The sequence below is a fragment of the Streptococcus alactolyticus genome (assembly GCF_042649785.1).
GTDB lineage: Bacteria > Bacillota > Bacilli > Lactobacillales > Streptococcaceae > Streptococcus > Streptococcus alactolyticus.
Genome location: NZ_JBHRZX010000027.1, coordinates 1 through 18,924 on the forward strand (window position 1 = coordinate 1; position 18,924 = coordinate 18,924).

General features: G+C 40.5%; 16 protein-coding genes, 3 tRNA genes, 1 other RNA gene and 3 pseudogenes. 16 read left to right on the forward strand and 7 right to left on the reverse strand.

All coding sequences use genetic code 11. The features are described from left to right. Nucleotides 1-170 precede the first annotated feature (170 nt). The 3 genes from ACFORE_RS06280 to ACFORE_RS06290 form a co-directional block, all read right to left on the reverse strand. A tRNA-Lys gene (locus ACFORE_RS06280) sits at nucleotides 171-243 on the reverse strand. Between the two features lies 1 nt (nucleotide 244). Continuing rightward, nucleotides 245-437: non-coding RNA, 6S RNA (gene ssrS, locus ACFORE_RS06285), on the reverse strand. Nucleotides 438-513: 76 nt separating this feature from the next. Next, the gene (locus ACFORE_RS06290; protein WP_154454845.1) at nucleotides 514-1,782 is read right to left on the reverse strand and encodes a replication-associated recombination protein A; all 1,269 of its coding nucleotides are present in this window, start codon (nucleotides 1,780-1,782) and stop codon (nucleotides 514-516) included. 94 nt (nucleotides 1,783-1,876) lie between these two features. On the opposite strand from ACFORE_RS06290, the gene ACFORE_RS06295 reads away from it, so the two are divergent. From ACFORE_RS06295 to ACFORE_RS06310, 4 genes are read left to right on the forward strand one after another with little or no spacing between them, the layout of a single operon-like run. Beyond that, nucleotides 1,877-2,347 (forward strand): DUF3013 family protein, encoded by a 471-nt coding sequence (locus ACFORE_RS06295; RefSeq protein ID WP_154454846.1) that lies wholly within the window; start codon nucleotides 1,877-1,879, stop codon nucleotides 2,345-2,347. Between the two features lie 18 nt (nucleotides 2,348-2,365). Continuing rightward, entirely contained in the window at nucleotides 2,366-3,259 is an 894-nt protein-coding gene (locus ACFORE_RS06300) for a GIY-YIG nuclease family protein (RefSeq protein ID WP_235281094.1), read from the forward strand. Between the two features lie 5 nt (nucleotides 3,260-3,264). Further along, nucleotides 3,265-4,218 carry a 50S ribosomal protein L11 methyltransferase gene (gene prmA / locus ACFORE_RS06305; RefSeq protein WP_154454847.1) on the forward strand — a complete coding sequence of 318 codons (954 nt, stop codon included), beginning with the start codon at nucleotides 3,265-3,267 and terminating at the stop codon, nucleotides 4,216-4,218. Beyond that, nucleotides 4,219-4,968, forward strand: coding sequence for a 16S rRNA (uracil(1498)-N(3))-methyltransferase (locus tag ACFORE_RS06310; RefSeq protein ID WP_235281095.1), 750 nt, complete (start codon nucleotides 4,219-4,221; stop codon nucleotides 4,966-4,968). Nucleotides 4,969-5,080: 112 nt separating this feature from the next. On the opposite strand, the pseudogene dhaQ reads toward ACFORE_RS06310, so the two are convergent. Together dhaQ and ACFORE_RS06320 are read right to left on the reverse strand one after the other, a co-directional pair. Beyond that, nucleotides 5,081-6,066 (reverse strand): annotated as a pseudogene (dhaQ, locus tag ACFORE_RS06315) (DhaKLM operon coactivator DhaQ). Between the two features lie 8 nt (nucleotides 6,067-6,074). Continuing rightward, nucleotides 6,075-6,356, reverse strand: a pseudogene (locus tag ACFORE_RS06320) (TetR-like C-terminal domain-containing protein); the annotation flags it as partial. 194 nt (nucleotides 6,357-6,550) lie between these two features. Between ACFORE_RS06320 and ACFORE_RS06325 the strand changes: the two are divergent. After that, a pseudogene (locus ACFORE_RS06325) lies at nucleotides 6,551-7,027 on the forward strand (IS982 family transposase); the annotation flags it as partial. A gap of 166 nt (nucleotides 7,028-7,193) precedes the next feature. On the opposite strand, the gene ACFORE_RS06330 reads toward ACFORE_RS06325, so the two are convergent. Further along, nucleotides 7,194-7,282, reverse strand: a tRNA-Ser gene (locus tag ACFORE_RS06330). Between the two features lie 49 nt (nucleotides 7,283-7,331). Next, nucleotides 7,332-7,415: transfer RNA gene (locus ACFORE_RS06335), tRNA-Leu, on the reverse strand. A gap of 128 nt (nucleotides 7,416-7,543) precedes the next feature. On the opposite strand from ACFORE_RS06335, the gene rsgA reads away from it, so the two are divergent. The 11 genes from rsgA (at nucleotide 7,544) to ACFORE_RS06390 (ending at nucleotide 18,793) form a co-directional block, all read left to right on the forward strand. Beyond that, a complete protein-coding gene (gene rsgA / locus ACFORE_RS06340) occupies nucleotides 7,544-8,416 on the forward strand; it encodes a ribosome small subunit-dependent GTPase A (protein WP_235280871.1) in 873 nt (290 codons plus the stop codon). Nucleotides 8,417-8,423: 7 nt separating this feature from the next. Further along, nucleotides 8,424-9,086: a ribulose-phosphate 3-epimerase gene (gene rpe / locus ACFORE_RS06345; RefSeq protein WP_154454851.1), complete on the forward strand. Its 663-nt coding sequence runs from the start codon at nucleotides 8,424-8,426 to the stop codon at nucleotides 9,084-9,086. Continuing rightward, nucleotides 9,079-9,708 carry a thiamine diphosphokinase gene (locus ACFORE_RS06350; RefSeq protein WP_154454852.1) on the forward strand — a complete coding sequence of 210 codons (630 nt, stop codon included), beginning with the start codon at nucleotides 9,079-9,081 and terminating at the stop codon, nucleotides 9,706-9,708. The genes rpe and ACFORE_RS06350 overlap by 8 nt, the downstream gene beginning before the upstream one ends. Continuing rightward, entirely contained in the window at nucleotides 9,709-10,983 is a 1,275-nt protein-coding gene (locus ACFORE_RS06355; RefSeq protein ID WP_154454853.1) for a DNA recombination protein RmuC, read from the forward strand. It abuts the gene before it with no gap. Next, nucleotides 10,973-11,914, forward strand: a complete 942-nt coding sequence (locus tag ACFORE_RS06360) for a 3'-5' exoribonuclease YhaM family protein (RefSeq protein ID WP_154454854.1) — start codon at nucleotides 10,973-10,975, stop codon at nucleotides 11,912-11,914. Before ACFORE_RS06355 ends, ACFORE_RS06360 begins: the two co-directional genes overlap by 11 nt. A gap of 91 nt (nucleotides 11,915-12,005) precedes the next feature. Continuing rightward, nucleotides 12,006-12,824: a pur operon repressor gene (purR, locus tag ACFORE_RS06365; RefSeq protein WP_154454855.1), complete on the forward strand. Its 819-nt coding sequence runs from the start codon at nucleotides 12,006-12,008 to the stop codon at nucleotides 12,822-12,824. 216 nt (nucleotides 12,825-13,040) lie between these two features. Next, the gene (gene rpsL / locus ACFORE_RS06370) at nucleotides 13,041-13,454 is read left to right on the forward strand and encodes a 30S ribosomal protein S12 (RefSeq protein ID WP_154454856.1); all 414 of its coding nucleotides are present in this window, start codon (nucleotides 13,041-13,043) and stop codon (nucleotides 13,452-13,454) included. 20 nt (nucleotides 13,455-13,474) lie between these two features. Then, a complete protein-coding gene (gene rpsG, locus ACFORE_RS06375; protein ID WP_154454857.1) occupies nucleotides 13,475-13,945 on the forward strand; it encodes a 30S ribosomal protein S7 in 471 nt (156 codons plus the stop codon). Nucleotides 13,946-14,119: 174 nt separating this feature from the next. Further along, a complete protein-coding gene (gene fusA / locus ACFORE_RS06380) occupies nucleotides 14,120-16,198 on the forward strand; it encodes an elongation factor G (RefSeq protein ID WP_154454858.1) in 2,079 nt (692 codons plus the stop codon). Between the two features lie 202 nt (nucleotides 16,199-16,400). Further along, the gene (gap, locus tag ACFORE_RS06385) at nucleotides 16,401-17,414 is read left to right on the forward strand and encodes a type I glyceraldehyde-3-phosphate dehydrogenase (RefSeq protein WP_154454859.1); all 1,014 of its coding nucleotides are present in this window, start codon (nucleotides 16,401-16,403) and stop codon (nucleotides 17,412-17,414) included. A 182-nt stretch (nucleotides 17,415-17,596) separates the two neighbouring features. Continuing rightward, nucleotides 17,597-18,793, forward strand: a complete 1,197-nt coding sequence (locus tag ACFORE_RS06390) for a phosphoglycerate kinase (protein WP_154454860.1) — start codon at nucleotides 17,597-17,599, stop codon at nucleotides 18,791-18,793. The last annotated feature ends 131 nt before the right edge of the window (nucleotides 18,794-18,924 follow it).

An 18,924-nucleotide genomic window follows, 5' to 3' on the forward strand; every position in this document is an offset into this window, starting at 1 on the left:
ACTTTGAAAACTTTAAAAAACGGATTTTGATTGCATTGAACATAAAGAAAGAGAGGACGAAGTTCGTCCTCTCTAGCTGTTAGCTTTTCATCTACCCACTACAGTTGACAAAGAGCCTTTTAAAACAAGCAAAAAGCCCTAAACAAAGGGCTTTTTCTTATGATGTTTAATCCTCCCTATAGGGCTCGAACCTATGACCCATGGATTAAGAGTCCACTGCTCTACCAACTGAGCTAAGGAAGGACGATAAGCTGTATTGGCACCGTGATTCACGATTTGTATTGAACCCGCAATTACACTAGCAGGTGGGCAACTCTCTCTAACTTAGCTGCTTCCGCGTGTGACGGCTTGCATACTGTTAGAAGACTACTGTTTCCCTAAATACAAATATTCAGTCGGTCAACACATTGATGTGAATTCGTATGCCACAGCATAACCTATGCTTATATAATAGCACTTTTTGAAAATTTTTCAAGAGATAACCTGCTTTTTTCTCCAGAGTGTTTAAATACCTTACCGAGAAAGCTTATCAATACGCTCTTTGTTAGCAGCCAGTGCTCGCTCGTATTTACCTGTTTGATTGGGGTCAAAATAGTTTTTTCCGAACAATTTATCGGGTAAGTACTGTTGGTTGACCCATTTTTCGGGGTAGTTATGAGGGTACTTGTAGTCTTGGGCATTTCCTAATTCTTTGCTGCTAGCGTAATGCCCGTCCCGCAAATGGCGTGGAATAGGCAAGGTGCCGTTTTGGTGCAAGTCAGCAATGGCTTGGTCAATCGCGACCATGGCAGAATTGGATTTTGGTGATAGGGCTAAATCAATCACCACATTGGCAATCAAGATGCGGGCTTCAGGAAAGCCAATTTTTTGAGCAGCTTCAAGGGCTGTAACGGTGTGTATCTGGGCATCGGGATTTGCCAATCCGATATCTTCATAAGCAATGACGGTCAACCGTCTGGCTAAGCTTGGCAAATCTCCAGCTTCAATCAGACGTGCGGCATAATGAAGGCTGGCGTTGACATCAGAGCCACGGATGGATTTTTGTAGGGCGGACAAGACATCGTAGTGCCCATCTCCGTCTTTATCCATGGTAATATAGCTGCGCTGCAAGCTATTTTCAACGGTGCCAAGACTAATGTGACGGCTATTTTGGTTGTCTGGTTTGGTTGACATGACTGCCAAATCAAGCGAGTTAAAAGCAGAACGTAGGTCACCATTTGTTGCTGTCGCAATAAAATCAATGGCGTCTTCATCCATCACCACGTCAACCTCAAAACCACGTTCCTTGTTTGTCAGTGCGATTTGAAGAGCTTGCTTGATGTCTTCTGTGGATAAGGGCTCCAATTCAAAAATCTGAACGCGTGAGCGAATGGCAGGTGTGACAGAAAAGAATGGATTTTCCGTTGTCGCTCCAATCATAATAATGTTACCATTTTCAAGCAAGGGCAAGAGAAAATCTTGCTTGGTTTTGTCAAGACGGTGGATTTCGTCAAGCAACAGCACCAAACCACCAGAAAATTTAGCTTCCTCGGCGATTTCTTGCAGGCGTTTTTTGGTATCTGTCGTGGCATTAAAAGTCCGAAAAGCGTATTTGGTTGTGCCTGCGATAGCACTAGCAATTGAGGTCTTCCCAATGCCAGGAGGACCGTAAAGAATCATCGATGATAGCCGATTGGCTTCAACCATACGGCGAATAATTTTTCCTTCCCCAACCAGATGTTTTTGCCCGATCACCTGGTCAATCGTCTTGGGGCGCATACGCAAAGCGAGATTATTTGGCATGACGAATTTCCCCCTAGTGTTGTATTTATATGTTATTTCCTTTTAAGTATGATAAAATAATTGTAACACAAAAGAAGATTGGAAGAAATTTTTAATGGCTAAATTCGGCTTTTTATCAGTATTAGAAGAAGAAATGGATAAGCACTTCACCTTTGATTACGCAATTGATTGGAACAAGAAGAATCATGTTGTCGAAGTGACTTTTATTTTAGAAGCGCAAAATCAATCAGCTGTGGAAACCATTGATGACCAAGGGGAAATCAGCAACGAAGATATTGTTTTTGAAGATTATGTGCTTTTTTACAACCAAGCCAAATCAAGGGTTGATGAAGAAGATTACTTAGTGACCCTCCCGTTTGACGCTAAAAAAGGCTTCTCTCGTGAATTCCTAGCTTATTTTGCCCAAACCCTAAACGACGTGGCAACCAAGGGCTTAGACGACTTGATGGACTTCTTGGCAGACGAGGAAAGCACCGATTTTGCTTTAGAGTGGGACGCAGAAAGTTTTGACAAAGGCAAAGCAGACCTAACAGAAACAACCTTCTTTGCTTATCCTAGGTATTAGGATGGTTGGGAGTTTCTAGTGGCAAAACGCGGTAAAAATATCAATATCTTTCTGATGGACGGAGAGGTTACAGGAAAAATAAAATGCACTCTTTCTAATTGGACAGGGGTTATTTATAAAGTACCTCGTATCAAATTAGGCGATTTGAAAATGCGTGAAGATATGAAGCAAAGTGGCATTTATTTTTTGTTTGGGCAAGATGATGAAACCCAAAAAGAAATTGCCTACATTGGTCAATCGACAACACGTAAAAATGGCGAGGGTGTTTTATTTCGTATTCAAGAACACACTCATGATAGTCATGCAGCTTATTTTAACAATGCTATTATTTTGACAACACAAAATAATTCTTTTGGGCCAACAGATATCTCTTATTTGGAAAATCGTTTCACCCAATTGGCAAAAGAAGCAGACCGTTACCTTATCAAAAATAGTAATGAACCCAATCCTGGTAACGTCACAGAAGAAAAACAGTCTGAGCTAGATGAAGTTGTGGATAACACCTTGACGATTATAGGAACCTTGGGCTATCGCTTATTTGTTCCAATGGTCAATAAAAGAGAGCCTGAGGAGCCAAGTCAGGATTCACTTTATCTTTATTTGAAAAGAAGAACTAAAAAATCTAATCAGACGATTACAGCGACCTGCGAACAAACTTCAGAAGGCTTTGTTGTTTTAAAAGGCAGTCAAATCGATCTTATCAATGCCCCGTCTTTGCCTGATAGTTTGAGGGAAAAACGTGATGAGTTACTACGCTTGGGACTTATTAAAGACGGTATATTACAGGAAGATCAACTGTTTTCAAGTCCGTCTTATGCGGCAGTTTTTGTTCTTGGAATGGCTGCCAATGGTCGAACGGAATGGAAAAATGATAAAGGGATTACCCTAAAAGAATTGGAAGAAGGAGCATAACAACCATGGACAAATGGCAAGAATTGACCGTTGAGGTCTTGAGAGAAGCTGAAGAAGCGGCTTCAAATATTTTAATTGAATTGGGGAGTCAAGGAGTCGCGATAGATGATAGCGCCGACTATCTTGGACGTGTTGGCAAGTACGGCGAAGTATTTCCAGAAGTCAAACAAGTGGATACTGTGAAAATCACGGCTTATTATCCCGAGCATGTGGATATCGATGCTGTGGAAAAAGAAGTGGCGCAACGTTTGTCGGCCTTGAGTGATTTTGGGGTGAATGCGGGCGACATTCACTATGACACGCAGGAACTAGCTGAGCAAGATTGGGCAGAAAATTGGAAAAAATACTACGAACCAACGCGTATCAGCCATGATTTGACTATTGTGCCAAGTTGGACAGATTACGAAGCCAAAACGGGTGAGAAAATCATTCGTCTTGACCCTGGGATGGCGTTTGGAACGGGGACTCACCCAACCACTAAGATGAGCCTTTTTGCATTGGAGCAAGTCCTTCGAGGGGGCGAAACGGTGCTTGATGTGGGGACAGGCTCAGGCGTGTTATCAATCGCTAGCTCATTGCTTGGCGCAAAGTCTATCTATGCTTATGACCTTGATGAAGTAGCGGTGCGCGTGGCGCAAGAAAATATCGATTTGAATGCTGGGACAGAAAATATCCACGTGGCGACAGGAAACCTTTTGCAAGGCGTAGACATTCAGGCAGACGTTATTGTGGCAAATATCCTCGCTGATATTTTGATCAATATGACAGAAGATGCCTACCGTCTTGTCAAAGATGAGGGTTACTTGATTATGTCTGGTATCATTTCTGAGAAATGGGAAATGGTACGTGAATCTGCTGAAAAAGCAGGCTTCTTCCTTGAAACCCATATGATTCAAGGCGAATGGAATGCTTGTGTTTTCAAAAAAACAGATGATATTTCAGGAGTGATAGGAGGGTAAATGCAACAGTATTTTGTAGCAGGCAAGACACAAGATGAGGTGACTATCACTGATAAAGACACGATGAAACATATGTTTCAAGTTATGCGTCTCGCTGATGGTGACGAAGTTGTCCTTGTTTTTGATGACCACATCAAACGTTTAGCCAAAGTTCTTGATAGCAGTAGCCACCGTTTCCAAATCCTTGAAACTCTTGATAGCGATGTGGAATTGCCAGTTGATGTGACCATTGCCGTAGGATTCCCAAAAGGCGATAAATTGGAATTTCTTGCCCAAAAAACCACCGAACTTGGGGCAAACCAACTTTGGGCATTTCCAGCCGACTGGTCTGTGGTCAAGTGGGATGGCAAAAAATTAGCGAAAAAAGGCGATAAATTAGCTAAAATCACGCTTGGAGCTGCCGAGCAGAGCAAACGCAATCGTGTCCCAGAAGTCACATTATTTGAGAAAAAAGCCGATTTTCTAGCGGGGTTGTCATCATTTGATAAGGTCTTTATTGCTTACGAAGAATCAGCGAAAGAAGGCGAAACAGCAGCCTTGGCGCGTGAATTGTCACGCATGACAGCAGGAGAAAAACTGCTCTTTATCTTCGGACCAGAAGGCGGCATTTCACCCGAGGAAATCGCAGCCTTTGAAGCACACGGTGGCCAAACAATTGGTTTAGGCCCACGCATCATGCGAGCAGAAACCGCCCCACTCTATGCCCTCAGCAGCATCAGCTATGCCTTGGAATTGCAAAAGAGTAATTAGTTATATATAGAAATCCCCCTAGAACAGTCTTGTTCTAGGGGGATTGTTAGTTAAATTAAGATGGATGCATTAATATTCTTTTCTAGTGTTAAGGAAAGTAAAGTGGAGTTGTTTACCAAGCAAATGCATTTGTTGGTGATTTTAGAGCTGTAATCCAAGACTTATCTAAAAATCTACAAAGTGTAACAGAAAGGCCAGACATGTCTAAACTTGTGATTAGATGACCAGTTTTTATAAAAGAAATATTGAGTCTCTCTATATCTAATAACTGGAGAATGTCATCTGCTAAAACAAGTTCTTCTAATTTGGAAGCTCCCCCTAAATTATTGATTAAAAGGATAAATTCTTGTCCTTCTGTCCACTTGAATTTCATTTTGATCTTATTAATGAATTCAACAGCGAGTACTTCAGAGGATTCAAAAGATCTCATGCGATAACCAGGTTCCCCATGAATACCAATTCCATAAGAGATATATTGGCTTGGTAAATCAAAAATAGGTTCTTCATCTTTGAGAAGTGTAGCAAATTTTGTAGCAACCCCCAATGTAGCAATAGATGTTGATAGACTGAAAGCTATTTTTTCCAATTCATCCAGACTAGCTCCATTTTTGGCGGCTTGCCCTAATATTTTATGGAGTAAAATTGTTCCTGCAACCCCACGATGACGAATTTGAAAATTACTTTTCTCAACTGAAATGTCATCGTGAGAAATGGTATACTTGACTAAAATTCCTTCTTCTCTAGCTTGGTGAATTGTCTCAGAGAATTCTTTAATATCGGCCTCAAAATTTTTTATAATGATAAAAACACCTTTGCCATTATTAAGAAAACGTATAGTTTCTAGAATGTCATGAGCGCGAGGGGGGATAAAAATAGGACCACTAATAGCAGCGGTTAACATTCCATCTCCAACGTATCCAAAATGAGATGGTTCATGACACTTCCACCGCCTGATAAAATTGGTATAGTGTTTGGATCATGTTGATTATAATAAACAGTAGGTAGTTGTTTAAGTTGTGAGAGATGAGGGTATATGCGTGTAATAGCATTGATGTTTTGTTGAACGGTTGAATGGATTGAATTAATGATATGAACCATAAAGATACTTAGTTTTCTATATTTTTTTTGATAAGTTGTATTAGTAGTAGTGCTTGTTTTTGATAATCTTGGTCAGATAAAGTTAACGACTGTTTTATAGTACCAGCTATAGCTTGACTATGGTAATTAATAAATAGTTTATATTCTGTTTCAGAATCAAATGGTTGAGAATGATATTCTTTGACAATTTTAATAACAAGCTGTTGGCAATAAGTTTGGAAATATGAAGAGAAATCATTTTGATTAACAACCTTAAATAATTGTATATAAAAGTGTTTATTAATACTGAAATAATGTAATAATTATTGTAGAAGCTGATAACCAGAAATGTATTCTAGATTGTCTGTAACCTGTTCTCTTAATTCTATTTGGAAGATCCACTCTAGTAATTCGTATTTATCTAAAAAATACCCGTGGTGCTAGTTAAATTTAAGATACGAAAAAAGCCCAAATGAGCCATTTACAGTATACCGCTAAATCTCATCTTAGAAATTTTAAAACTAGGATTTTTCGGGACGAACAGGCTGATATTTCCTTTAATTCAGCTAAACAAATGTGGTTTTATGGTTTCAAGGTGCATATGTTGGTAAGCTTATCAGGTTACGTTGTGAACGACCTCGTGACACCTGCATCAACCCATGATAGTAAAGCCTGTGAGGAATTACTAGAAGATACCAATTTTCCTATGATTTTAGCGGATTTAGGCTATATTAGCCAATCATTGAAGCAACGATTAGCACAAAAATGATACCAGCTTTGGACACCGTTACGTCAAAACATGAGCGAAGCTAAACATCATAATAATTGGAAATTAATGGCTAAACGACGAACTATTGAAACGAGATTTTCGGTACTCTGTACAGAATTTGATATTCAAAGCCCCCTTGTTCGTAGCTTATGCGGACTGGAACTGTGGTTAGAAAGTATTATTTGGGTTTATAATTTGAGATTTTTCAACTAGCACCACGGGTAAAGCAATAGAAATATGAGTGAAAGCGAGTGATTGTCATATCAGTAGTGTCAGTTATTGACTGTGTAGATGAGGTATCTCGCTAAAAAATGCCGATAGTTTATGTGCAGTGGCTTTTTTTAAAAAGATACTAAGAGTCACTTGCTTCATTAAAATAAAGAAAGGACGGGATTTGAACCCGCGTGTGAACTGTGTCCACTTGCCAGATTTCGAGTCTGGTGCCGTACCAAGCTGGGTCACCTTTCCAAAGGAAATTTCACTTGTTTTACGGCTATTGAGCAGGTGAAACAAGAAATGCGGAAGAAGGGATTTGAACCCTCACGCCTAGATTAGGCACATGCGCCTGAAGCATGCGTGTCTGCCGTTCCACCACTTCCGCGAAAAGACAAGGCCATTATACGCCTCTTCTTTTCAAAAAACAATGGCAAAATCTTTTTTGGCCAGTTTACTGAATAAAGTTCTGTTTTTTGCTATAATGAATTTATCAATTGAAAAAAGGAAAGATAGTTGCAAGGTAGAATTATCAAATCATTAGCGGGCTTTTACTATGTGGAGTCCGATGGAGTGATTTATCAGACACGTGCGCGTGGTAATTTTAGAAAAAAAGGTCAAACACCTTATGTTGGTGATTTTGTTGATTTTTCAGCAGATGAGCAGTCAGAAGGCTATATTTTAGCTATTCATGAGCGAAAAAACAGTTTGGTTCGTCCGCCAATTGTGAATATTGACCAAGCGGTGGTCATTATGTCTGCAAAAGAGCCTGATTTTAATGCCAATCTTTTAGACCGCTTTTTGGTCTTGCTAGAACACAAGGCGATTGAGCCGATCGTTTATATTTCCAAGATGGATTTGCTGGACAATGTTGAGGAGATGGCAAGCACCCAGAAGCAGTACCAAGAGATTGGGTATGCGTTTTGCACCACTTTAGACGAATTGCTACCGCTTTTGACAGATAAAGTGACCGTTTTCATGGGACAAACAGGTGTTGGAAAATCAACCTTACTCAATAAAATTGCCCCCGAACTCCAATTGGAAACAGGTGAAATCTCAGATAGCCTTGGACGTGGACGCCACACGACTCGCTCTGTCAGTTTATACACTGTCAATGGCGGTAAAATTGCGGACACCCCAGGATTTTCATCGTTAGATTACGACATTCAAACGGTCGAAGATTTAAATGAAGCTTTTCCTGAATTAAGGCGCCTGAGCCATTTCTGTAAATTCCGTTCGTGCACCCATACGCACGAGCCAGAATGCGCGGTCAAGGAAGCTCTAAAAAATGGGGAACTTTGGCAATCACGCTATGATAATTACCTCCAGTTTCTCAGTGAAATTGAAAACCGTCGTGAAACATATAAAAAAGTGATTAAAAGAAAGTAGGTTCTTAATGTCAACAAATAAAATCGCACCCTCTATTTTAGCTGCTGATTATGCTAATTTTGCATCAGAACTCAAACGCATTGAAGAAACCAGTGCAGAGTACGTTCATATTGATATTATGGACGGTCAATTTGTGCCAAATATCAGTTTTGGTGCAGATGTTGTGGCAAGTATGCGTAAACACAGTAAATTGTTTTTTGATTGCCATTTGATGGTGGTTAATCCTGAACGTTATGTAGATGCTTTTGCCCAAGCTGGTGCAGATATCATGACTATTCATGCTGAAGCAACGTTGCACATTCATGGGGCTTTACAAAAAATCAAGGCAGCTGGCATGAAAGCTGGTGTGGTCATCAACCCAGGAACACCTATTTCAGCGATTGAATCGGTTTTGAGTTTGGTTGACCAAGTGCTTATCATGACTGTCAATCCAGGTTTTGGAGGGCAAGCCTTTATTCCTGAAATGCTTGACAAGGTCGCTCAAATTGCTCGCATTCGTGATGAAAAAGGCTATGATTTTGACATCGAAGTTGACGGTGGGGTTGACAACAACACCATCAAAGCTTGCTATGAAGCAGGTGCCAATGTCTTTGTGGCAGGGTCATACCTCTTTAAAGCCAGTGACCTTGTTGCTCAAGTGGAAACCTTGCGTGTCGCTTTAGATGACTAAGATAGCAGTCTTTGCTGGTGGGCATTTGACGTCTTTTCCGAGAGATTTTGCCGTCTTTGTTGGTGTGGACCGTGGGAGTTTGGCTATTTTGCGAAATGACTTGCCTTTGGATTTGGCGGTGGGAGATTTTGATTCTGTCACGGCAGCTGAACGGCAGTTGATTCAAGAAAAGGCGAAAATGGTCATCACGGCAGTTCCTGAAAAAGATGATACAGATACAGAGCTAGCTCTAAAGGTGATTTTTGCCAAATACCCACAAGCCCAAGTCAGTCTTTTTGGAGCTTTTGGTGGGCGCATAGACCATACTTTGGCTAATTTGTTTCTGCCTAGTGACCCTGATTTAGCTCCATTTATGCATCGGATTCGTTTACAAGATGAGCAAAATGTGGTGCAATTTTACCCCGCGGGTGTTTGTCAGGTGTTTCCAGAAAAAGGAATGCCATACGTTTCTTTCATGGCTGAGGGAGATGCTCCGTTAACCATTGAAGGAGCCAAATACAATTTGGATGCCAATCATTTCTTCACCAAAAAAGTCTACGCCAGTAATGCCTTTATCGGTCAGCCCATCACCGTGACACTAGACTCAGGTTATCTTATCGTTATTCACAGTAAGGATAGGTAGATGTTAATTATTCTGTTATTATTAGGACTTCTTAATCTTGCCTTGTTGGTTTATGTGTTGACCAAAGTGGGACGTTTAAACGAAGAAGTTGCTCAAAAATTAGATGATAATGCTGATAATTTGTCAGACCAAGTGTCTTATCAGCTGGATTCGGCACAAAAAGACACTGTTTTGGCTTTGAACACTCAGCTCAATCGTCTGCAAAATGATTTGTACACGCAGTTAAATGATATTCGTGACGTCCTTCATCAAAGTTTGACGGATAGCCGTGACCGCTCGGACCGCCGTTTAGAGCTTATCAATAGCAACTTGACCCAGTCTGTCAAAGAAATGCAAGAATCCAATGAAAAACGTCTGGAAGAAATGCGTCAAACGGTTGAAGAAAAATTGGAGCAAACCTTGCAAAATCGCTTAAAAGCGTCATTTGAAACGGTTTCTAAGCAGTTGGAATCTGTCAATCAAGGTCTAGGTGAGATGAAAAATGTCGCCCAAGACGTTGGAACCTTGAACAAAGTGTTGTCAAATACCAAAACACGTGGGATTTTGGGGGAATTGCAGTTGGGACAAATCATTGAGGACATCATGACCCCAAACCAATATGAGCGCGAATTTTCAACGGTTTCAGGTTCAAAAGAACGTGTCGAATATGCGATTAAATTACCAGGGGCTGGGGACGATAGCTATGTTTACTTGCCGATTGACTCAAAATTTCCTTTGGAAGATTATTACCGCCTAGAAGATGCTTACGAAAGCGGGGATAAAGAACAAATTGAGCAGCACCGCAAATCCTTGTTAAATAGCATCAAGCGTTTCGCCAAGGATATCAATAACAAATACCTTAACCCGCCTGAAACCACTAATTTCGGCATTATGTTTTTACCAACAGAGGGCTTGTATTCAGAAGTGGTGCGCAATGCCGCTTTTTTTGACAGCCTAAGACGAGATGAAAATATCGTTGTGGCTGGTCCGACAACCTTGTCAGCTTTGCTAAATTCATTGTCAGTTGGTTTCAAGACACTTAATATTCAAAAAAATGCCGATGATATTAGCAAGATTTTAGGCAATGTCAAGGTAGAGTTTGGTAAATTTGGTCAAATGTTGGCGAAAGCTCAAAAACAAATCAATACCGCTAATCATACGTTGGACAGCCTGATTTCCACACGAACCAATGCCATTATACGTGCTTTAAATACCGTTGAAACCTATCAAGACCAAGCAACCGCACGTTTGCTGGACCTCCCACCATTAGAAGACGAGGAAAATCATGAAAATTAATCAAATGAAAAAAGACGAGCTCTTTGAAGGGTTTTATTTAATAAAATCAGCAGAACTCCGCAAAACAAGGGCAGGCAAAGATTACCTTGCCTTTATTTTTCAAGATGATACGGGTGAAATCTCGGGTAATTTATGGGATGCCCAGCCTTATAATGTCGAAGAATTTGTCGCTGGAAAAGTGGTTCACATGAAAGGTAGACGCGAAGTGTATAACGGCACCCCACAGGTCAATCAGATTACCTTGCGTAACACGCGTGAAGGCGAGCCAAATAACCCAAGTGATTTTCGTGAAAAACCACCTGTCAATCCCTCAGACGTGAGAGAGTACTTGGAGCAGATGATTTTTAAAATCGAAAATGCAGTGTGGCAGCGTGTTGTTCGTGCTCTCTATCGCAAATACGACAAGGCTTTCTTCAGTTATCCAGCAGCTAAAACCAATCACCATGCCTTTGAATCTGGCCTAGCCTATCACACGGCGACCATGGTGCGTTTGGCCGACGCTATCGGTGATGTTTACCCACAACTGAACAAGAGTTTGTTGTATGCAGGGATTATGCTTCATGATTTAGGCAAAGTCATTGAATTGACAGGACCTGACAACACCGAATACACAGTGCGCGGTAACTTAATCGGACACATTTCCCTCATTGATGAAGAAATTACCAAGGTTTTGATGGAATTAAATATCGATGACACCAAAGAAGAAGTTATTCTCTTGCGTCATGTGGTACTTAGTCACCATGGTTTGTTAGAATACGGTAGTCCCGTTCGTCCACGAGTCATGGAAGCCGAAATCATTCACATGATTGATAATATTGATGCTGAAATGATGATGATGACCACCGCTTTAAGCCGTGTTGACAACGGCGAAATGACAAGCCGAATTTTTGCCATGGATAATCGCTCATTTTATAAGCCTAACTTAAAATAAGTGATAAAAAACGGACTTTTTACGAAAAAAAGTTCGTTTTTTCGGTTTCTTATGATATAATGACAAAAAATAGACTAAAAATGGAGAAATTATGAAATTACGACGTAGTGAACGCATGGTTGTCATCTCCAACTACCTGATAAACAACCCGCATCAATTGACCAGCTTAAACACGTTTGCTGAGAAATACGAGGCTGCTAAATCGTCTATTTCTGAAGATATTGCGATTATTAAAAAAGCTTTTGAAGAATCAGGTCTTGGAGATATCGAAACAGTTACTGGAGCTAGTGGAGGTGTGATTTTTACACCTGGCATCTCTGACACAGAAGCAAGAGAAGTGGTTGAAGATTTGTGCCAACGCCTTTCAGAAAGTAGCCGTATTTTGCCTGGGGGCTATATTTATTTGTCAGATTTGTTGAGCACTCCCAAGATATTGCAAAATGTTGGTCGTATAATTGCAAACGCATTCAAAGGTAAGCAGATTGATGCTGTTATGACCGTTGCTACAAAAGGCGTTCCTTTGGCAAATGCTGTTGCAAATGTTTTGAATGTGCCTTTTGTCATTGTGCGTCGCGACCTCAAAATCACAGAAGGTTCAACCGTATCTGTCAATTATGCGAGTGGCTCAAGTGACCGCATTGAAAAAATGTTTCTGTCAAAACGAAGCTTAAAACCTAATAGCCGTGTCTTAATCGTGGATGATTTCCTAAAAGGTGGGGGAACCATTACAGGTATGGTCAGCCTTTTGAAAGAGTTTGACAGCACGCTGGTCGGAGTTGCCGTCTTTTCAGAAAATGCTCAAGAAAAACGCGAGCAGATGACTTACAAATCATTGCTGAAAGTATCCGAAATTGATGTCAAAAATAACCACGTCAAAGTTGAAATCGGTAATATCTTTGATAACGAATAAAGGGCTTGCCCTTTTTTGTTTTATCAAGCTAGAGAACACATAACAGTTGACTTTGTCAGGATAATGTGGTAATATAATCGTCGGTACTTTTTACTTTTGGTCTCTCCAGAGTGTACAGAGACGTGCTGACAAATGTTGCAAAGTACACATATCCTACTAAAAGCTGTCACCAAGTTTTTAGTTAACCAAAATAAAAATCTTACAGGAGAAAAGTAGATGCCTACAATCAACCAGTTGGTACGTAAACCACGTAAATCTAAAGTTGTAAAATCTAATTCACCAGCGTTAAACGTTGGCTACAACAGCCACAAAAAAGTTCAAACAAACGTACATGCTCCACAAAAACGTGGTGTTGCAACACGTGTTGGAACTATGACACCTAAAAAACCTAACTCAGCCCTTCGTAAATTCGCTCGTGTACGCTTGAGCAACCTTATCGAAGTTACTGCTTACATCCCAGGTATCGGACACAACCTTCAAGAACACAGTGTTGTTCTTATCCGTGGTGGACGTGTAAAAGACCTTCCAGGGGTACGTTACCATATCGTTCGTGGTGCACTTGATACTGCAGGTGTAGCTGACCGTAAACAAAGCCGTTCTAAATACGGTGCTAAACGTCCTAAAGGATAATAGAAGGGAGATAAGGAAGAATGAGTCGTAAAAATAGAGCGCCTAAACGCGAAGTATTACCAGATCCATTATATAATTCACAACTTGTAACACGTCTTATCAACCGTGTTATGCTTGACGGAAAACGCGGTACAGCTGCATCAATCGTTTATGATGCATTTGACCAAGTTAAAGAAGCTACTGGCAACGATGCATTGGAAGTATTCGAAACAGCTATGGAAAACATCATGCCTGTTCTTGAAGTACGTGCTCGTCGTGTTGGTGGTTCTAACTACCAAGTCCCAGTTGAAGTTCGTCCAGAACGTCGTACAACTCTAGGACTTCGTTGGTTGGTAACTGCATCTCGTGCTCGTGGTGAACACACTATGAAAGATCGTCTTGCAAAAGAAATCATGGATGCAGCTAACAACACTGGTGCTTCAGTTAAAAAACGTGAAGATACACACCGTATGGCAGAAGCAAACCGTGCCTTCGCACACTTCCGCTGGTAATCTTTTCAAGATAAGATTTTCTTATCTGTTTTACATATTAAGAGATTCCTCATTATTGGGCTTTTAATATTAAAAATAGCATAAAAAATAATTAGAACGGGTAGGTTTTGCCTATCCGTTCTAAAAGTATGCTATAATAGAATAGTAAACTAAATTTTTATATAGGAGAATAAAATGGCTCGCGAATTTTCACTAGAAAAAACTCGTAACATTGGTATCATGGCTCACGTTGATGCTGGTAAAACAACAACAACAGAGCGTATTCTTTACTATACTGGTAAAATCCACAAAATTGGTGAAACACACGAAGGTGCTTCACAAATGGACTGGATGGAACAAGAACAAGAACGTGGTATCACAATCACTTCAGCTGCGACAACAGCACAATGGAACGGACACCGTGTTAACATCATTGACACACCAGGACACGTGGACTTCACTATCGAAGTACAACGTTCACTTCGTGTTCTTGACGGTGCGGTAACCGTTCTTGACTCACAATCAGGTGTAGAACCTCAAACTGAAACAGTTTGGCGTCAAGCTACTGAATACGGAGTTCCTCGTATCGTATTTGCCAACAAAATGGATAAAATCGGTGCTGATTTCCTTTACTCAGTAAGCACACTTCATGATCGTCTTCAAGCAAACGCTCACCCAATTCAATTGCCAATCGGTGCAGAAGATGACTTCCGTGGTATCATTGACTTGATCAAAATGAAAGCGGAAATCTACACTAACGACCTTGGTACTGATATCCTTGAAGAAGATATCCCAGCTGAATACGTTGATCAAGCAAACGAATACCGTGAAAAATTGGTTGAAGCCGTTGCTGAAACTGACGAAGACTTGATGATGAAATACCTTGAAGGTGAAGAAATCACAAACGACGAGTTGAAAGCTGCTATCCGTAAAGCAACTATCAACGTTGAATTCTTCCCAGTACTTTGTGGTTCAGCCTTCAAAAACAAAGGGGTTCAATTGATGTTGGATGCGGTTATTGATTACCTTCCAAGCCCACTTGATATCCCAGCTATCAAAGGTGTTAACCCAGATACAGGTGAAGAAGAAGAACGTCCAGCTTCTGATGACGGACCATTTGCGGCTCTTGCCTTCAAGATCATGACTGACCCATTCGTAGGTCGTTTGACATTCTTCCGTGTTTACTCAGGTGTATTGAACAGCGGTTCATACGTGTTGAATACTTCAAAAGGTAAACGCGAACGTATCGGACGTATCCTTCAAATGCACGCTAACAGCCGTCACGAAATTGAAACAGTTTACTCAGGTGATATCGCTGCCGCTGTTGGTTTGAAAGACACTACAACTGGTGACTCATTGACAGATGAAAAAGCTAAAATTATCCTTGAATCAATCGACGTTCCAGAACCAGTTATCCAATTGATGGTTGAGCCTAAATCTAAAGCTGACCAAGATAAAATGGGTATCGCCCTTCAAAAACTTGCTGAAGAAGACCCAACTTTCCGTGTTGAAACAAACGTTGAAACTGGTGAAACAGTTATCTCTGGTATGGGTGAGCTTCACCTTGACGTCCTTGTTGACCGTATGAAACGTGAATTCAAAGTTGAAGCAAACGTTGGTGCGCCTCAAGTTTCTTACCGTGAAACATTCCGCAAACCAACACAAGCACGTGGATTCTTCAAACGCCAATCAGGTGGTAAAGGTCAATTCGGTGACGTTTGGATTGAATTCACACCAAACGAAGAAGGTAAAGGTTTCGAATTCGAAAACGCTATTGTCGGTGGTGTGGTTCCACGTGAATTCATCCCTGCAGTAGAAAAAGGACTTCAAGAATCTATGGCAAACGGTGTTCTTGCTGGTTACCCAATGGTTGACGTTAAAGCTAAATTGTATGATGGTTCATACCACGATGTCGACTCATCTGAAACTGCCTTCAAGATCGCTGCATCACTTGCACTTAAAGAAGCTGCTAAGACTGCAGAACCAGTTATTCTTGAACCAATGATGCTTGTTACTATCACAGCACCTGAAGAAAACCTTGGTGATGTTATGGGACACGTAACAGCTCGTCGTGGACGTGTTGACGGTATGGAAGCACACGGTAACAGCCAAATCGTTCGTGCCTTCGTTCCATTGGCAGAAATGTTTGGTTACGCAACAGTTCTTCGTTCTGCAACTCAAGGACGTGGAACATTCATGATGGTATTTGACCACTATGAAGATGTACCAAAATCTGTTCAAGAAGAAATCATCAAGAAAAATTCTGGTGAATAATTGAATATTAAAGGGAATGCTTTCATAGCATTCCTTTTTTGCTCTGAAAATGCTAATAATATTTGCAATTTTGGCGAAATAATTATATAATACTAACGTTGAAGGATTGATTTTGCTTGTATAAGTTAATCTTTTCACAATTGTCTAAAAGGGTAACCTTTTAAAATAAATTTTCTTGATTTTCATAAGGAGGAAATCACTAATGGTAGTTAAAGTTGGTATTAACGGTTTCGGTCGTATCGGTCGTCTTGCATTCCGTCGTATCCAAAACGTTGAAGGTGTTGAAGTAGCTCGTATTAACGACCTTACTGACCCAGCAATGCTTGCACACTTGTTGAAATATGATACAACTCAAGGTCGTTTCGATGGCGATGTTGTTGTTAAAGATGGTGGATTCGAAGTTAACGGTCAATTCGTTAAAGTTTCTGCAGAACGTGATCCAGAACAAATCGACTGGGCTAACGATGGTGTAGAAATCGTTCTTGAAGCAACTGGTTTCTTTGCTACTAAAGCTGCAGCTGAAAAACACTTGCACGAAGGCGGAGCTAAAAAAGTTGTTATCACTGCTCCTGGTGGATCAGATGTTAAAACTGTTGTATTTAACACTAACCACGAAATCCTTGATGGTACTGAAACAGTTATCTCAGCTGGTTCATGTACAACAAACTGTCTTGCACCAATGGCAGACGCTATGAACAAAGCATTCGGTCTTAAAGTTGGTACAATGACTACAGTTCACGCTTACACTGGTGACCAAATGACTCTTGACGCTCCACACCCTAAAGGTGACTTCCGTCGTGCTCGTGCAGCTGCTGAAAACATCGTTCCTAACTCAACTGGTGCTGCTAAAGCTATCGGTCTTGTTATCCCAGAATTGAACGGCAAACTTCAAGGTCACGCACAACGTGTACCAGTTCCAACTGGATCACTTACTGAACTTGTTTCAGTTCTTGACAAAAAAGTAACTGCTGAAGAAGTAAACGCTGCTATGCAAGCTGCTGCAACTGAATCATTCGGTTACAACACTGACCCAATCGTTTCACGCGATATCGTTGGTATCTCTTACGGTTCATTGTTTGATGCAACTCAAACAGAAGTAACTGAAGCTGCTGATGGTACTCAATTGGTTAAAACAGTTTCATGGTACGACAACGAAATGTCTTACACTTCACAACTTGTTCGTACTCTTGAATACTTCGCAAAAATTGCTAAATAATTAATTGATTAGCATCTGAGAGGAGATTTTCTCCTCTCTTTTTTTGTTTCTGTGTAGAATTGAGCTAAGATACTGTCTGATTTGAATATCAAGAGATGGTAAAATATAGTGATTTTGCTATCTCTTTTATTTTTTTTGTGATATAATTATCATGTATCAAAAATAATAAGGAGTCCTATGAAATGGCTAAATTAACTGTTAAAGACGTTGATTTGAAAGGCAAAAAAGTTCTTGTTCGTGTTGACTTTAATGTTCCTTTGAAAGATGGCGTTATTACTAACGACAACCGTATTACTGCGGCTCTTCCAACAATCAAATACATTATTGAACATGGTGGTCGTGCTATTCTTTTCTCTCACCTTGGACGTGTTAAAGAAGAAGCAGACAAAGCTGGTAAATCATTAGCTCCAGTTGCTAAAGACTTGTCAGAAAAACTTGGTCAAGAAGTTGTTTTCCCAGGTGTAACACGTGGTGCTAAACTTGAAGAAGCAATCAACAACCTTAAAGACGGTGACGTTCTTCTTGTTGAAAACACTCGTTTTGAAGATGTTGACGGCAAAAAAGAATCTAAAAACGATCCTGAACTTGGTAAATACTGGGCATCACTTGGTGATGGCATCTTCGTAAACGATGCATTTGGTACTGCTCACCGTGCACACGCATCTAACGTAGGTATCTCTGCTAACGTTGATAAAGCTGTTGCAGGATTCTTGTTGGAAAACGAAATTGCTTACATCAAAGAAGCTGTTGAAAACCCAGTTCGTCCATTCATCGCTATCCTTGGTGGTTCTAAAGTTTCAGATAAAATCGGTGTTATCGAAAACTTGTTGAAGAAAGCTGATAAAGTCCTTATCGGTGGTGGTATGACTTACACATTCTTCAAAGCACAAGGTATCGAAATCGGTAACTCACTTGTTGAAGAAGATAAACTTGACGTTGCTAAAGAACTTTTGGAAAAAGCAAACGGTAAATTGATCTTGCCAGTTGACTCAAAAGAAGCAAATGCTTTTGCTGACTACACTGAAGTGAAAGACACTGAAGGTGAAGCAGTAGATCCTGGTTTCCTTGGTCTTGATATTGGTCCTAAATCTATCGCTAAATTCGATAAAGAATTGACTGGTGCTAAAACAGTTGTTTGGAACGGACCTATGGGTGTGTTTGAAAACCCTGACTTCCAAGCTGGTACAATCGGTGTGATGGACGCTATCGTTAAACAACCTGGTGTTAAATCAATCATCGGTGGTGGTGACTCAGCTGCTGCAGCTATCAACCTTGGACGTGCAGACAAATTCTCATGGATTTCTACAGGTGGTGGTGCATCTATGGAACTTCTTGAAGGTAAAGAACTTCCAGGATTGGCTGCTCTTACTGACAAATAAGACTTCTTATGCAGAAGTTAGGAGAGAACTTTTGGGTTCTCTCTTTTTCTACTATTTGTCAAGTATATCAACGATTTCTAGAAGAAATCATTATCGGAAGCTGCTTAATTCAACCAGTAGAGAAGTTATTT

Coding starts and splice junctions, on each gene's coding strand:
- ACFORE_RS06290 (WP_154454845.1), bottom strand. CDS start 1,782: ATGCCAAATAATCTCGCTTTGCGTATGCGCCCCAAGACGATTGACCAG.
- ACFORE_RS06295 (WP_154454846.1), top strand. CDS start 1,877: ATGGCTAAATTCGGCTTTTTATCAGTATTAGAAGAAGAAATGGATAAG.
- prmA (WP_154454847.1), top strand. CDS start 3,265: ATGGACAAATGGCAAGAATTGACCGTTGAGGTCTTGAGAGAAGCTGAA.
- ACFORE_RS06310 (WP_235281095.1), top strand. CDS start 4,219: ATGCAACAGTATTTTGTAGCAGGCAAGACACAAGATGAGGTGACTATC.
- rpe (WP_154454851.1), top strand. CDS start 8,424: ATGTCAACAAATAAAATCGCACCCTCTATTTTAGCTGCTGATTATGCT.
- ACFORE_RS06350 (WP_154454852.1), top strand. CDS start 9,079: ATGACTAAGATAGCAGTCTTTGCTGGTGGGCATTTGACGTCTTTTCCG.
- ACFORE_RS06355 (WP_154454853.1), top strand. CDS start 9,709: ATGTTAATTATTCTGTTATTATTAGGACTTCTTAATCTTGCCTTGTTG.
- ACFORE_RS06360 (WP_154454854.1), top strand. CDS start 10,973: ATGAAAATTAATCAAATGAAAAAAGACGAGCTCTTTGAAGGGTTTTAT.
- purR (WP_154454855.1), top strand. CDS start 12,006: ATGAAATTACGACGTAGTGAACGCATGGTTGTCATCTCCAACTACCTG.
- rpsL (WP_154454856.1), top strand. CDS start 13,041: ATGCCTACAATCAACCAGTTGGTACGTAAACCACGTAAATCTAAAGTT.
- rpsG (WP_154454857.1), top strand. CDS start 13,475: ATGAGTCGTAAAAATAGAGCGCCTAAACGCGAAGTATTACCAGATCCA.
- fusA (WP_154454858.1), top strand. CDS start 14,120: ATGGCTCGCGAATTTTCACTAGAAAAAACTCGTAACATTGGTATCATG.
- gap (WP_154454859.1), top strand. CDS start 16,401: ATGGTAGTTAAAGTTGGTATTAACGGTTTCGGTCGTATCGGTCGTCTT.
- ACFORE_RS06390 (WP_154454860.1), top strand. CDS start 17,597: ATGGCTAAATTAACTGTTAAAGACGTTGATTTGAAAGGCAAAAAAGTT.